This window comes from Streptomyces sp. NPDC003027 (assembly GCF_053591435.1).
Window position 1 is genome coordinate 38,809 of sequence record NZ_JBSFTU010000035.1, and the last position, 14,369, is coordinate 53,177.

Annotated in this window: 11 protein-coding genes; 8 read left to right on the forward strand and 3 right to left on the reverse strand. The window is 72.6% G+C overall.

The window, feature by feature from the left end:
• Positions 1-221: 221 nt before the first annotated feature.
• The 3 genes from ACWDX6_RS23005 (at position 222) to ACWDX6_RS23015 (ending at position 4,969) form a co-directional block, all read left to right on the forward strand.
• Positions 222-2,522 carry a collagenase gene (locus tag ACWDX6_RS23005; RefSeq protein ID WP_451486761.1) on the forward strand — a complete coding sequence of 767 codons (2,301 nt, stop codon included), beginning with the start codon at positions 222-224 and terminating at the stop codon, positions 2,520-2,522.
• Positions 2,523-2,636: 114 nt separating this feature from the next.
• Positions 2,637-3,725: a magnesium and cobalt transport protein CorA gene (locus ACWDX6_RS23010; RefSeq protein WP_451486762.1), complete on the forward strand. Its 1,089-nt coding sequence runs from the start codon at positions 2,637-2,639 to the stop codon at positions 3,723-3,725.
• Between the two features lie 176 nt (positions 3,726-3,901).
• The gene (locus tag ACWDX6_RS23015) at positions 3,902-4,969 is read left to right on the forward strand and encodes an enoyl-CoA hydratase/isomerase family protein (RefSeq protein WP_451486763.1); all 1,068 of its coding nucleotides are present in this window, start codon (positions 3,902-3,904) and stop codon (positions 4,967-4,969) included.
• Positions 4,970-5,171: 202 nt separating this feature from the next.
• On the opposite strand, the gene ACWDX6_RS23020 is transcribed toward ACWDX6_RS23015, so the two are convergent.
• Positions 5,172-6,599 carry an FAD-dependent oxidoreductase gene (locus ACWDX6_RS23020; protein ID WP_451486764.1) on the reverse strand — a complete coding sequence of 476 codons (1,428 nt, stop codon included), beginning with the start codon at positions 6,597-6,599 and terminating at the stop codon, positions 5,172-5,174.
• Between the two features lie 321 nt (positions 6,600-6,920).
• On the opposite strand from ACWDX6_RS23020, the gene ACWDX6_RS23025 reads away from it, so the two are divergent.
• Complete coding sequence (locus ACWDX6_RS23025; protein ID WP_451486789.1) at positions 6,921-7,430, forward strand: flavin reductase family protein; 510 nt, start codon at positions 6,921-6,923, stop codon at positions 7,428-7,430.
• Positions 7,431-7,508: 78 nt separating this feature from the next.
• Here ACWDX6_RS23025 and ACWDX6_RS23030 read toward each other — a convergent pair whose 3' ends face one another.
• Positions 7,509-9,044: a SulP family inorganic anion transporter gene (locus ACWDX6_RS23030; RefSeq protein WP_451486765.1), complete on the reverse strand. Its 1,536-nt coding sequence runs from the start codon at positions 9,042-9,044 to the stop codon at positions 7,509-7,511.
• Between the two features lie 514 nt (positions 9,045-9,558).
• Here ACWDX6_RS23030 and ACWDX6_RS23035 point away from each other — a divergent pair.
• Positions 9,559-10,446, forward strand: a complete 888-nt coding sequence (locus ACWDX6_RS23035; RefSeq protein ID WP_451486766.1) for an SDR family oxidoreductase — start codon at positions 9,559-9,561, stop codon at positions 10,444-10,446.
• A gap of 129 nt (positions 10,447-10,575) precedes the next feature.
• On the opposite strand, the gene ACWDX6_RS23040 is transcribed toward ACWDX6_RS23035, so the two are convergent.
• Entirely contained in the window at positions 10,576-11,448 is an 873-nt protein-coding gene (locus ACWDX6_RS23040) for a UbiA family prenyltransferase (RefSeq protein ID WP_451486767.1), read from the reverse strand.
• Positions 11,449-11,596: 148 nt separating this feature from the next.
• Here ACWDX6_RS23040 and ACWDX6_RS23045 point away from each other — a divergent pair, with 148 nt between their 5' ends.
• From ACWDX6_RS23045 to ACWDX6_RS23055, 3 genes are read left to right on the forward strand one after another with little or no spacing between them, the layout of a single operon-like run.
• Positions 11,597-12,661: a type III polyketide synthase gene (locus ACWDX6_RS23045; protein WP_451486768.1), complete on the forward strand. Its 1,065-nt coding sequence runs from the start codon at positions 11,597-11,599 to the stop codon at positions 12,659-12,661.
• A gap of 12 nt (positions 12,662-12,673) precedes the next feature.
• Positions 12,674-13,240: an isoprenylcysteine carboxyl methyltransferase family protein gene (locus tag ACWDX6_RS23050; RefSeq protein ID WP_451486769.1), complete on the forward strand. Its 567-nt coding sequence runs from the start codon at positions 12,674-12,676 to the stop codon at positions 13,238-13,240.
• On the forward strand, positions 13,237-14,253 hold the full coding sequence (locus ACWDX6_RS23055) for an NAD(P)/FAD-dependent oxidoreductase (RefSeq protein ID WP_451486770.1): 1,017 nt from the start codon (positions 13,237-13,239) through the stop codon (positions 14,251-14,253). Before ACWDX6_RS23050 ends, ACWDX6_RS23055 begins: the two co-directional genes overlap by 4 nt.
• Positions 14,254-14,369: the final 116 nt, after the last annotated feature.

Below are 14,369 nucleotides of genomic sequence, written 5' to 3' on the forward strand. Positions count from 1 at the left end.
TCGCGCAGGGGGAGTCCATGACATTTGTCAGGCGGTTCGGGCGTGGGACTTGTCAGTACCATTTCACATTACTATTTTACTGACCGTCCCGCGTGGCTCCTCTTCTCCAACTCGCCTGATGAACTGGCGAGTTGATGAGCCGTGCCACCACGCGGTACGTCCTCTGACAGGCACCGCTCCCCACCTCCCCACAGGAGTCGCAGGTGTTGAAGCTCAGAACCATGTGCACATCACTGCTGTCCGCCGCCCTCGCCGCGATGACGCTCGGCTCCGCCGCCCCGAGCGCCCTCGCACAGGCGCCGGCCCCACGGGCGCCCCTCGCCGCGGCCGCGACGGCACGACAGCCGAGCCCGCACGACGAGGTCGAACGGCTCGCCCGGGCCCCTCGCCCGGTCCCCCGGCCCGCCATCGGACCCGGAGAGTCGACGGAGCCCCGCGTCCCCGGCGTGCGGACCCCTCGGCGCACCCCGGCGGAACGCACCCCGCTCCGTGGTGCCGTCCCCTGCGACCTGGACCGGGTCGGCACCCTCGGCCCCGAGCAGTTCGCCGACTTCCTCGCCGACCCGGCCGTCACCGCCGACGGCTGCCTGCGCGACCTCATCTGGACCTGGGACGCCCGGCTCACTCCGGTCATGTCCGACGCCCACGTCCAGGCCGTCGGCCGCCGCATATCCACGGCCGCCGCCGCCCACGACGGCCGCAACGGCAGCCACCTCCTGGAGATGTTCACCTACCTCCACTCCGTCGCGTACCACGACTTCTCCCGCGACGAGATCGACATCACGGACGCCCCCACCGTCGAGGTGCTGCGCCGCGCCATCGCCGACTTCGGCGCGGCCCCCCGGACCTTCGACGTCACCGGCACCAACGCCGCCACCCTGCGCGAGGCGCTCCACACCGGCAGCGCCCCCGGCCTGCGCCCCCACCAACTCGGCCTGATCGTGCGGGTCCTGGCCACCATGGACTCGTCCCACCCGACCCAGAACCGCGACCCCGCCTGGGGCAGCGCCGCCCTCGCCGCCCTCTCCGTCAACTACCTGGGCGTGTACCCCGGCAACCGTGACGTCGCCTTCCACCGCGCGGCGGCACAGGACTCCGCGTACCGCGAGGCCTTCAAGCGGTTCGCAGGCCACGTCCACCTCAAGGAGACCCCGAACGCGTGGGTGGTCCGCGACGCCCTGGCCGAGTACGGCCGCTTCGGCCAGATCGAGGGGCTCAGGGACGTCATCGTCCCCGACCTCGGGGCGCTCCTCGACCCGGTCGCACGCGACTTCGGACGGGGCAGCGCGCCCTGGGCAGGACTGGTCGGCTGGCTCAACTTCTACGAGGCGTGCCGGCCGTACGGCGTGTGCAGGGCCGACATCGAGCGGCAGCTCTTCCCGCACACGTACAGCTACGACAACGGAGCCATCAAGGTGCGCACCGGCCTGGACCGGGCCACCGTCGACCAGCTCTACTACGCCTCCAAGCAGGTCAAGGCGCAGTTCCACCGTGTCCTGGGCACCGAGGTCCCGCTGAGCGGCGACCCCAACAGCAGCCTGAACATCGTGCTGTACGCCTCGCGCGCGGACTACGAGAACTACCACCCCGTCCTCACCGGCATGGACACCGACAACGGCGGCATCTACATCGAGCGCGGTGCCACCTTCTACACCTACCAGCGGCGCGTCCCTCAGGACTCCCGGCTCACGCTCGAGGAGCTCTTCCGCCACGAGTACGTGCACTACCTCAACGGCCGCTTCGCCGTACCCGGCTTCTTCGGAGAGGGCCGCTGGTACGAGGACGACCGCACCACCGCGATGGACGAGGGCACCGCCGAGTTCTTCGACGGCGCCACCCGCGACGACGGAATCGCCGTCCGCAGGTCCCTGGTCCAGAGCGTCATCGCCGACACCGCGCGGGGCGGTCCCCGGATGACGGTCGACCAGCTCCTGCACGCCACCTACGCCGGCGACGGATTCCGCTTCTACGCCTACGCCGGAACGTTCTTCGAGTTCCTCTGGATCCAACGGCCCGCGACCCTGCGGGATATGTACGGGCACCTGCGCGCCGACGACCCGGCGGCCTTCGACTCCTGGCGTCAGAGGCTGGGGCGCGACGCCGCGCTCCAGCGCGCCTACGACACGTTCCTCGACGCGCAGATCGCCAAGGTCGACGAGCTGTTCGTACCGAACACCACCTATACGCCCAACGACCGGCTGCGCGACACCACCGCCGCCGCGGTGCGCACCTCGTTCGCCGAGGCCACGTACAGCACGCCGCGGTGCGTGGAGAACGGCGATCCGGCCATGCGGCGCTTCATCTGCACGGGCCGGATCACCGCCAACCTCAGCGACGCCGCGAGCCCGGACCAGGTCTTCCGGGACATGTCCGAGACGGTCGACTACTTCCTGCTCGACCGGGCCGGTACCGCCTCCACCAACCTCGCCGACATGAACTGCTCCTTCGGCGCCGTCGAGATCTGGCGGAACGGCCGGGCCGGTACCTCCCCGTACACCTGCGAAGGACCGCTCCGCAGCTGAACCGGCCGCGAGCGAAGGCCCGGCACCTCTGAGAGGGAGGCGGACCCGTCCGCCTCCCTCCGCCGCTCGGTTCGATGGCACACTGGCCGCCGATCGTTTCGAGGAGAGTCCACCGTGCCGCTCATCCGCAACCTCCGGCGCACCGTCCGACGTGCCTACCGCCGGACCGTCGACCTCAGCCACCCCGCGCGCTCGCCGCTGGGCAGCTCGGTGGTCAACTGCGTCCTGTACGAGGACGGCGCGCGGCAGCAAGGTGCCTGCCCGGCGCCCGAGGCGGTGCGGCGGGTCCGCAAGTCGGGCGACGGGTTCGTCTGGATCGGACTGCACGAGCCGTCCGTGGAGGAGTTCGCCGAACTCGCGGAGCTGTTCGGTCTGCACCCCCTGGCCGTCGAGGACGCCGTGCACGCCCATCAGCGGCCCAAGCTCGAACGGTACGACGAGACGCTGTTCGCCGTGTTCAAGACGGTGCGCTACGTCGAGCACGAGGAGCTGACCGCCACCAGCGAGGTCGTGGACACCGGTGAGCTGATGGTCTTCACCGGCGCCGACTTCGTCATCACGGTCCGGCACGGCCGCCATGGCTCGCTCGGCCCCCTGAGGGAGGCCCTGGAGTCCGACCCCGAGCAGCTCGCCAAGGGGCCCGCGGCGGTTCTGCACGCCATAGCCGACCATGTGGTGGACGACTATCTGGCCGTGGTCGACGCCGTGCAGAACGACATCGACGCCGTCGAGACCGCCGTCTTCAGCGAGCAGGCCTCACGCGGCGACGCCGGCCGCGTCTACCAGCTCAAGCGGGAACTCCTCGAACTGAAGCGGGCCGTGACCCCGCTGGACCGCCCGCTGCAGACGCTGGCCGCCCGCCCGCTGCCCCTGATCAGCCCCGACATCCAGCCCTACTTCCGCGATGTCGGCGACCACCTGTCGCGGGTCACCGAGCAGATCACGTCGTTCGACAGCCTCCTGGACTCCATCCTCCAGGCCCACCTCGCGCAGGTGACGGTCGCCCAGAACGAGGACATGCGCAAGATCACGGCCTGGGCGGCGATCATCGCCGTACCCACGATGGTGTGCGGTGTGTACGGCATGAACTTCGAACACATGCCGGAACTGCGCTGGACCTACGGCTACCCGCTCGTCGTGGCGGTGACGGCCGTGGCGTGTCTCCTCCTCCACCGCAGCTTCCGGCGCAACGGCTGGCTCTGAACGACGCCGGTCACGCGCGCCCACGGAGCGGCGCGGCGAAATCGGCGGGACTGCCCGGTTCCCCACGTCGCGGCGCCGGACACCCCGCAGCCGCTACGGTGGTCGGAAGATCGTTCGGAAGGAAGCCACCGGATCATGGGACTCTTCGACGCACCCCGCCCGGCAAAGCGCTCACGATGACGGCGACCGACGAGCCGCACGTGCTGCTGCGTACCGAAGGGCGTGCCGGTTTCATCACCCTGAACCGGCCGCGGGCCATCAACGCGCTCACCCACCCCATGGTGCTGCGCATCGACGAGGCGCTGACCGCGTGGGAACGCGACCCCGCCGTCCAGACCGTCGTCATCGACGGTGCCGGCGAGCGGGGACTGTGCGCGGGCGGCGACATCAGGGCCATCCACGACGACGCCCGCGCCGGCGGCTCCGCCTCGCCCGGCTTCTGGCGTGACGAGTACCGCCTGAACGCCCGGATCGCCCGCTTCCGCAAGCCGTACGTGGCCTTCATGGACGGGATCGTGATGGGCGGCGGGGTCGGCGTCTCGGCCCATGGATCCGTCCGGATCGTCACCGAGCGCTCGCGGGTGGCCATGCCGGAGACCGGCATCGGCTTCGTGCCCGACGTCGGCGGAACGTATCTGCTGAGCCGGGCGCCGGGCGAGCTCGGTACCCACCTCGCCCTCACCGGCACCCCCGTCGGTGCGGCGGACGCGCTGCTGACCGGCCTGGCGGACCACGTCGTACGGTCGGAGGATCTGCCCCGGCTCGCGGCGGAACTCACCCGCGCGCCCGCGCACGAGGTCGTGCCGGGCTTCGCCCGGACGCCGGAGACCTCCGGCGAGCTGGCCGCTCAGCGGGAGTGGATCGACGCCTGCTACGCGGCGCACACGGTCGAGACCGTGATCGAGCGGCTCCTCGACTGCGGAGCACCGGAGGCGAAGGAGGCCGCCGCCACGCTGCTTGGCAGGTCGCCGACCGCGCTCAAGGTCACCCTCGCCGCCCTCCGCCGCGCCCGGCGGCTGGACTCCCTGGAGTCCGTTCTCGACATGGAGTTCCGGCTCTCCTGCGCCGCCCTCTCCTCCCACGACCTCGTCGAGGGCATCCGCGCGCAAGTGGTGGACAAGGACCGCGATCCCCGCTGGTCCCCGTCCGACCTCTCCGCGGTGACCGACGAGGCCGTCGCCCGCTGCTTCGCCCCGCCGAGCACCGGAGACCTGGGCCTGGCGGCCCGCACACCGGCCTCCTAGTCCGGGGGTTCCGGCACCGGCCTGTCACCGGGGCCGGGGCCGGGGTCGGGGCCCGGGTCCGATTCCGGGGTCGTGGTCGGGGGTGTCTCCGACGGTTCGGCGGGTCGCGGGTCGCGGGGGACCGGGTCGGGTCGGGACGGCGTGGGGCCGGGGGTCTCGGGTTCCTGGTCCGTGCTCCGGTCGGTCATGGCGTCGCCTCGCTTCATGCTGTTACTCCATCCTGGTACTCGTCGTCGTGCGTCTCCAGCGGTCTGGTCGCCGGTCCCTGGAGCACGCTTCCGTCTGCCGCGAAACGGGAGCCGTGGCAGGGGCACTCCCAGGTCTGCTCCGCGTCGTTGAAACCGAGCTCGCACCCCATGTGCGTACACCGCCGGTGGGAGCGGCCGGCGACATAGTGCCGGGCCACCGATGCCTGGGTCCTGGCGACACCGGGCACCTCCCTCAGCGGAAGGTGGCGGCGGGGGTCGAAGAGGTCGGTCCAGGCGGGCCGGGGTCCGCCGCGGATGTGCGCGGCCAGCAGACGCCCCGCCATCACGCCGTTGCTCATGCCCCAGCCGCCGAAACCGGTGGCCACGTAGAGATGCTGGGTGTCCGGGTGTTCGTGCCCCACGTACGGAAGGTGGTCACCGGAGCGCACGTCCTGCGCCGCCCACCGGTATCCGGTCTCCGCGTCGGCGAACCCGGGCAGGTGCTCACACGCCCACGACACCAGCCGGCCGTACCGCTCCTCGACCCGGCCGGCGCCCGGCTCGAACGCCTCGCCGGTGACGATGAGCAACCGGCGCCCCTCGCCGTAGGGGGCGGTGCGCACCGAACGCGTATGGTCCTCCGGGGTGAGGTACATGCCCGACGGCGCCTTCGCGGCCTCGACCGGCGCCGCCACCACCAGCTCCCGGAGGACCGAGAGCCTGGCCATGACCGACGCGTGGAGCGTCACCGGATAGTTCGTGGCGACGACCACGTCGCGGGCGTGGATCGTGGCACCCGTGTCGGTGGTGAGCCGGCAGTCGGTCAGCTCCCGGACGCGCGTCACCCGGGTGTGCTCGTGGATCGCACCGCCCCGCGCGAGGATGTCCTCGGCGATACCGAGGAGGAACTTGCGGGGGTGGAAGAGGAACTGATCCTCCACGCGGACGGCGCCGACGACGGGGAAGGGGAGATCGGTCTCGGTGACGTACGAGGCGTCGAGCCCGGCCTCCCGCGCGGCGGCCGCCTCCGCCCTGACCTCCTCCGCGCGCCGGGCGTCGGTGACGTAGGTGAACGCCGGCGCGGGTTCGAGCTCGGCGTCGATGCCCAACTGGGCGCTGCGGTCGGCGACCTGACGGAGCGCCTCCTGCTGGGAGAGCGCGTACAGTTCCGCGGCGTCCTTGCCGTGGGTGTCGCGGAGCCGGGCGTAGGTGAGGCCGTGCAGCGCGGTGAGCTTGCCCGTCGTACTGCCCGTGACCCCCTGGGCGATGCGATCGGCTTCGAGGAGCACGACGGTGCGGCCGGCGCGGACGAGTTCATCGGCGGTGCACAGGCCGGCGATGCCGCCGCCGATGACGACCACGTCGGTGGTGAGGTCGTCCTGGAGTGCGGGACGGCGGCCCTCGGCGGGAGCGCTGAGGGTCCAGTAGGACCGGTCGGTCATCGTCCTCGGCATGGTGGGAAGCCCCTGTCGCGCGGTGAGTCCTTCGACGTCGGCCGTGGCGTGACGTGTCCGTGGCTCGGTGTCTCGCCTCCGGCGCCTTCCCGCGCCGCCCGGGACTATGCGCGAGCGGCGGAGGGCGCCCTTCACCGGGCGCGCACCGCCGTGCACGGCGTGGTCCTTCCGCGATCCGCCGAGAACCCCGGCGGGGGCGGGGATACGCTCCGGGGTTCGGGGCATCCGCGTTCCGTGGAGACACGACCCGACGCCGGCCCCCCGGCCGCACCCGACCTGGACGCCTTCACGGCGCTGCTCGACTACCCGATGTACGTGGTGACGGCGGCGGGCGAGGAGGACGGCGAGCTCGATGGCTGCCTCGTCGGCTTCGCCTCGCAGTGCTCGATCGGGCCCGCACGGTTCGTGGTCTGGCTGTCGCGGGAGAACCGTACGTACCGGGCCGCCTGCCGCGCCTCCCACCTGGCGGTCCACGTCCTGAGCCGTGCCCGGAGCGACCTGGCGCGGTGGTTCGGTGAGCGGACGGGGGACGACACCGACAAGTTCGCCGAGGTCGACTGGCTGCCGGGGCCCGGCGGGGCGCCCGTGCTGCGCGGAGCGCGCGCGTGGTTCGTCGGCAGGGTGCTGGACCGGTTCGAGGGCGGGGACCACGTCGGTTTCCTGCTCGCACCGGTCACCGAAGGATCCGCCGACGCCGACGCCGACGCCGACGCCGACGCCGACGCCGACGCCGACCGCGCCGACTCCGACGCTGCCGCACGCCCCGGGCTCCTCCGTCTGAGCGACGTCGAGCACTTCTCACCCGGGCACCCGGCCTGAGACCGGCCCCTACCGGCCGCCACCCGCGCGCGGGGCCTCCGGGCGATCGCGCGGGTGCGACCCCGCACCACTCCTTCGTCAGTGGCTCGTCAGCTCCCCGCTGAGCCTGCCGTGCAGCTGCGCGCTGCGGTCGTCCAGGCCGGTGATCTCGACCGTCTTCCCGAGCCGGCCGTACTTCGTCTCGATGGCATCGAGCGCCGCGACGGAAGAGGCGTCCCAGACCCGGGCGGCGCTCAGGTCGATGACGACCTTGTCGGGGTCGTTCACGTAGTCGAACTGCCCGACCAGGTCGTTGGAGGAGGCGAAGAAGAGCTGTCCGGTGACCCGGTACACCGCGGTGGTGCCGTCCGGATCGGTGACGGAGTCGACCTCGGCGAGATGGGCGACCCGCTTGGCGAAGATGACCATGGCGGTGACCGAGCCGACGACGACGCCGATGGCGAGGTTGTGGGTGGCGACCACGACCGCGACGGTCGCGAGCATGACGACGATCTCGCCGGCCGGCATCCGCTTCAGCGTCTTCGGGGCGACGGAGTGCCAGTCGAAGGTGGCGACCGACACCATGATCATCACGGCGACGAGCGCGGCCATGGGGATGTCGGACACGATCGGGCCGAAGACGATGCACAGGACCATCAGGAACGCGCCGGCGAGGAAGGTGGAGAGCCGGGTGCGGGCACCGGAGACCTTCACATTGATCATGGTCTGGCCGATCATCGCGCAGCCGCCCATGCCGCCGAAGAAGCCGGTCACGATATTGGCGACGCCCTGCCCGACGGACTCCCGGGTCTTGCTGGAGTGGGAGTCGGTGATCTCGTCGACCAGTTTCGCCGTCATCAGCGACTCCATCAGCCCGACCAGTGCCATCGCGAAGGCGTACGGCGCGATCGTCGTCAGCGTGTCCAGGGTGAACGGCACGTCCGGCAGCCCCGGCATCGGCAGGGACGACGGCAGGGCGCCCTTGTCGCCGACCGTCGGCACCGCGATTCCGGCCGCGACGGTGATCACGGTCAGGATGACGATGGAGACCAGCGGCGCGGGGACCACGGTGCTGATCTTCGGGAAGAACACCATGAGCGCCAGACCGGCGGTGATCAGCGGGTACACCGCCCAGGGGACGTCCCGCATCTCGGGGATCTGCGCCATGAAGATCAGGATCGCGAGGGAGTTGACGAACCCGACCATCACCGAACGGGGGATGAACCGCATCAGCTTCGCCACCCCGAGCGCGCCCAGGACGATCTGGAAGACACCGGCGAGGATGACGGCCGCGACGAGGTACCCCAGGCCGTGCTCGCGGTTCAGCGGCGCGATGACGAGGGCGACGGCACCGGTGGCGGCGGAGATCATGGCCCGCCGTCCGCCGACGACGGAGATCACGACGGCCATGGTGAAGGAGGCGAAGAGCCCGATCGCCGGGTCGACGCCGGCGATGATCGAGAACGAGATCGCCTCGGGGATCAGCGCGAGGGCGACCACCAGGCCGGCCAGTACCTCGGTACGCCAGACCTTCGGATCGTTCAGCCAGGCGGGGCCCAGGCCACGCAGGCGGCCGACGGGAGAGGCGGGGGACGCGGGGGACGCGGGGGACGCGGAGGCAGCGGAGGATGACAAAGGAGCGAAGACCTGTCGTGCTCGGGCGCGCCCCGCTCCGGGCAGGCCGGGGCGCACGGGAAGACGCGGAAGGCCGGGACGGCACCCCGCGAACGGCCCGACGACGGGCCGGAGGTCAAACGAGACGGAGCGCGGCGGCGGCGTGGGCCGGCACCGGGCTCATGTCCGGGGGCGCGAGGTCACGGCGGACAGGCGGCGGCGCGGGGCCGCGTCGGCTCGCGCACGCTCTCTCCCGGGAAGAATCGGATCCTGACCGGGAGCATCTTCGGACCCGGCGATCGACTGGGGCGGGCAGCGGTGAGCCGCGCCACGCCCTCACCACTGTACCGTGCCGCCACGCGCCCCCCGGTGGCGCCTCCCGGGCCTCGCGTGGGCGCAGGCTCACGCCCCGCCGGCCCCCTCACTCTCCGGTGGGGGCCGCCGTGGCAGTCGGAGGAACCCGAGGATTCGGGCGGTCCGCGACGGGCAGGCGTCCGGTGTCAGCTGATACACCCCTCTCGGGAAAGGTGTGGCGATGGAGCACCGTGACGCAGTACCGAATCCGGCCGAGCGCTACCCGCGGCCGGAATTCCCCGCCCAGGACCAGGACTATCCCGGATGGACCGGGCCGATGGACCCGCCGCCCGACCACGGCGAGACGAGTTACCACGGCCATGCCCTGCTCTACGACCGCAAGGCGCTCATCACCGGCGCCGACTCCGGGATCGGCCGGGCCGTGGCCCTCGCCTTCGCGCGGGAAGGCGCCGACATCGTCTTCACCCATCTCCCGGAGGAGCGGTCGGAGGCGGAGGAGACCCGGCGGCTCGTCGAGGACGCCGGCCGCAAGGCGGTGGCCGTGCAGTGCGACATCCGCGAGGAGGGCCAGTGCGCGGAACTGGTCACGCGGGCCGTCGAGGAGTTGGGCCGCATCGACATCCTCGTCAACAACGCGGCCTACCAGATGGCCCAGCCCGACGGCATCCAGGCCATCACGACCGAACAGTTCGACCGCGTCCTGCGGACCAATCTCTACGGCATGTTCTGGCTGACGAAGATGTCCCTGCCCCACATGCCCAAGGGCGGCGTCGTCATCAACTCCACCTCGGTCCAGGCCTACCAGCCCAGCCCGCACCTGCTCGACTACGCGATGACCAAGGGTGCCATCGTGACGTTCACCCAGGGGCTCGCCCAGATGCTCGCCCCCGACGGCATCCGGGTCAACGCCGTGGCCCCCGGGCCCGTGTGGACCCCCCTGATCCCGGCGACCCTCCCCGACACCGTCGAGTTCGGCAAGCAGTCGCCCCTCGGCCGTCCGGCCCAGCCCGTGGAGATGGCTCCCGCCTACGTCTTCCTCGCCTCCCCGCAGGCGAGCTACATCACCGGCGAGATCGTCAACGCGACCGGCGGCACCCCGCTGCCCTGACGGGAAACATCCGGGTGTGAAGTGCCGATTCGGGGGAAGGCGACCGACGTCCCCCCACGGGATGGCCGTAAGGCCCCCCCCGGGAGCGGCCCCACCGATCCCCTTCCGGTGGGGCCGCCCCCTGGGGCGTCACACGAGCGTGTCCCCGCGCGCCAGGAGCAGCGCCAGATCCACCGCGGCCACACACACCGCCGCCGCGAACGCCGCCTTGCGCCAGTACCGGCCCAGGAGCGGTCCGGCCACCCCGACGAGGGCCACCCCGACGAGGATCGCCATCCGCGGACCGTCGAACGCCGCGCCCCCGGGGCCCAGCAGCAGCACCGCCGACGCCGCCGTCAGCGGGACCGGCAGCGCCAGCCGGGTGCCCGCGACGCCCAGCCGGTGCGGCAGTCCGCGGACACCGGCCGCCTCGTCGTCCGCGATGTCCGGGAGCGCGTCCGCCAGATGGGCCGCGACGCCCAGCAGGGCTCCGGCGGTCATGGCCCACCAGGCGGGCCAGGGGTGGCCGGGCAGGCTCAGGGTGACGACCGCCGGCAGACCACCGAAGCCGATCACGTACGGCAGCCAGGACAGCGCGGTCGCTTTCAGCCGTACGTTGTACAGCCAGGCTCCGGCGACCGCGGCCAGATGCACCGTACCGGCGAGAGCGCCGCACGCCAGGGACAGCGGCACGCACAGGGCGAGCGCGGTGAACGCCGCACCCCCTACTTCGCGCGGGGTCACCGCACCGCCGGCCGCCGGCTTGCCCCGGCGGCCGGCCTCGGCGTCGCGGCGGGCGTCGAGGGCGTCGTTGCACCAGCCGACCGAGAGCTGTCCGGTCAGCACCGCGCACCCGACGAGGAAGCAGCGCGCGGGACCCAGCCCCGCACCGACGCAGAGCGCGACGGTCATCGCGGAGACCGCCGCCACCGGCCCGGGGTGGCACGACAGCACCAGACCCGCCACCCGGCCGAGCGGCCGGGCGGACCCGCCGCGCCTTCTGGGCCGCTCCATGGTGTCCATCGGCCGATCGTAGGGGGCCAGACACGCAGAAACCCCCCGAACACGGCTGATCATGGGCGAACACGACAGACGCGCGGGCGATATGCGCCCTTCGTCCTGCCTCCGGGGGCAGGATGGCGCCCATGACGCCTCCCTCCCAGGTGTCGGGATGACCCGGATCGCAGCCGTGCACGGCGTCCTCCCGCCCCACCGCCACCCGCAGCGCGACGTGACCGAGATGGTGGCGCGCGCCTGTCTTCCTCCCGGCGCCGACCGGCGGGTCCTGGACCGGCTCCACCGCAACGCGCGGGTGGACACACGGCACATGGTGCTGCCGCTGGAGCGTTACGGCGCACTGGCCGGTTTCGGAGCGGCCAACGACGTGTTCATCGACGCGGCCGTCGACCTCGGGGCGCGGGCGCTGCGCGGCGGGCTGCGGGACGCGGGTCTGCGGCCCGCCGATGTCGACCTGCTGATGTTCACCTCCGTCACCGGAGTGGCCGCGCCCTCCGTCGACGCCCGGCTCGTCGGACGCCTCGGCCTGCGCCCCGACGTGAAACGCCTCCCCGTCTTCGGCCTGGGCTGTGTCGCGGGCGCCGCCGGCGTGGCCCGGCTGCACGACTACCTGCGGGGCTGGCCCGACCACGTGGCCGTACTCCTGTCGGTCGAGCTCTGCTCCCTCACCTTCCAGAGCGAGGACGCGTCGCCCGCCAACCTGGTGGCGACCGCGCTCTTCGGCGACGGCGCCGCGGCCGTCGTCGCCACCGGCGGCCGCCGCGCCGCGCCGAGCCCGGCCGCCGGACCTCAGATCGTGGCCACGCGCAGCAGGATGTACCCGGACACCGAGGGCGTGATGGGCTGGGAGATCCGTGACTCGGGCTTCAAGGTCGTCCTCGACCCGGGCGTGCCCGATGTCGTACGCCGCTATCTCGCCGACGATGTCGGGGAGTTCCTCGGAGAGCACGGCCTCAAGCCGAAGGACATCGCGCACTGGGTCTGCCACCCGGGCGGCCCCAAGGTCCTGGACACCGTCACCGAGGTGCTCGAACTGCCCGAAGGCGCCCTCGACCTCACCTGGCGCTCACTCGCCGAGGTGGGCAACCTCTCCTCCTCGTCGGTGCTGCACGTCCTCAGGGACACGCTGGAACAGCGGCGGCCCGAGCCGGGAACCCCCGGACTCCTGATGGCCATGGGCCCGGGCTTCTGCTGCGAACTGGTGCTGCTGCGCTGGTAGGACGGAGGACACGTGATCTGGTACACCGGCCTCGTACTGGCCGTCGCGACGGAACGCCTCGCCGAACTCGCCGTCGCACGGCGCAACACCCGCTGGAGCATGGCCAGGGGCGGCACCGAGTGCGGCCGCGCCCACTACCCGGCGATGGTCGCCCTGCACACCGGACTGCTGGCGGGCTGCCTCGCCGAAGTCGCCCTGACCGGCCGCCCCTTCACACCGTGGCTCGGATGGACCATGGTGGCCGTCGTCCTCGCGGCGCAGGCGCTGCGCTGGTGGTGCGTGCGTACGCTCGGACACCGCTGGAACACCCGCGTCATCGTCGTTCCCGGGCTGCCCCTCGTCACCGGCGGACCGTACCGCTGGTCGCGCCACCCCAACTACGTCGCGGTCGCCGCCGAAGGACTGGCTCTGCCGCTGGTCCACGGCGCGTGGGTCACGGCGGCGGCCTTCACCCTGCTCAACACCGTGCTCATGGCGGTCCGCATCCGGTGCGAGGACGAAGCGCTGGCCCGCGCCGGGCACCCCACCGTCGCCGCCCGCCCGGCCGGCGCGGCCGACGGAGAGGACGTACGGGCGTGATCGACGTGCTCGTGGCGGGCGGCGGCCCCGCCGGCCTGGCGGCCGCGATCCAGGCCGCCCGGGCGGGCATGGAGGCCGTCGTCGTCGAACCACGGGCCTTCCCCGTCGACAAGGCCTGCGGCGAGGGGATCATGCCCAGCGGCGTGGCGGCGCTCGACGAGCTGGGCGTGACCCGCCCGCCCGGCCGCGAGCTGCGCGGAATCCGGTACACCGACGGCACGCACGCCGCGGAGGCCGCCTTCCGCGACTGCCACGGGCTCGGGGTGCGAAGGATCGCGCTGCACACGGCCCTGCACCGACGGGCCGTGGAGCTCGGGGTCCGGCTCCTGCCCGGAAGGGTGGGCGAGGTCCTCCTGGGCCACGACACGGTCGGCGCCGCCGGGATGACGGCCCGCTGGCTGATCGCCGCCGACGGCCTGCACTCACCCGTGCGGCGGTCCCTGGGCCTCGACCTCGCCGGGAGCGCGCCCCGGCGCTACGGCCTGCGCCGCCACTACCGGATCGCGCCGTGGACGGACTTCGTGGAGGTGCACTGGTCCGGCCACGCCGAGGCGTACGTGACGCCGGTCGGGGACCACCTGGTGGGGGTCGCCGTGCTCAGCCACGACCGCCGCCCGTACGACGAGCACCTGGCCGCCTTTCCCGTCCTCGCCGCCGCGCTGCGAGGACGGGAGGCCGGCCCCGTGCGCGGAGCCGGACCGCTGCGCACAGCGGCGCGTAGCCGGCGGGCCGGACGCGTCCTGCTGATCGGTGACGCGGCCGGCTACGTCGACGCGCTGACCGGAGAGGGCATCGCGCTGGCGACCGCCACGGCCACCGCGGCCGTCGCCTGCCTCGCCGCCGGCCGGCCCGAGGACTACCCCGCCCAGTGGGCACGCCTGACGCGCCGCCACCGGCTGCTCACCGAGGCCCTCCTGCGCGCGACCCGGCACGCCGCCGCCTCCCGGCTGATCGTCCCCACGGCCCGCCGCCTGCCGGCGCTGTTCCGGGCGGCCGTGCACGCCCTGCAGTAACCGGCATCGGCACCGGTGATCGAGGAGGACGACCTTCTCTCGGCCGGGCCGGAAGGCTCCGAATGACCGGTTTCTCGGGCGGGCTGCCGCAAAGTCTCCTGGCACGTGCGCGGTTC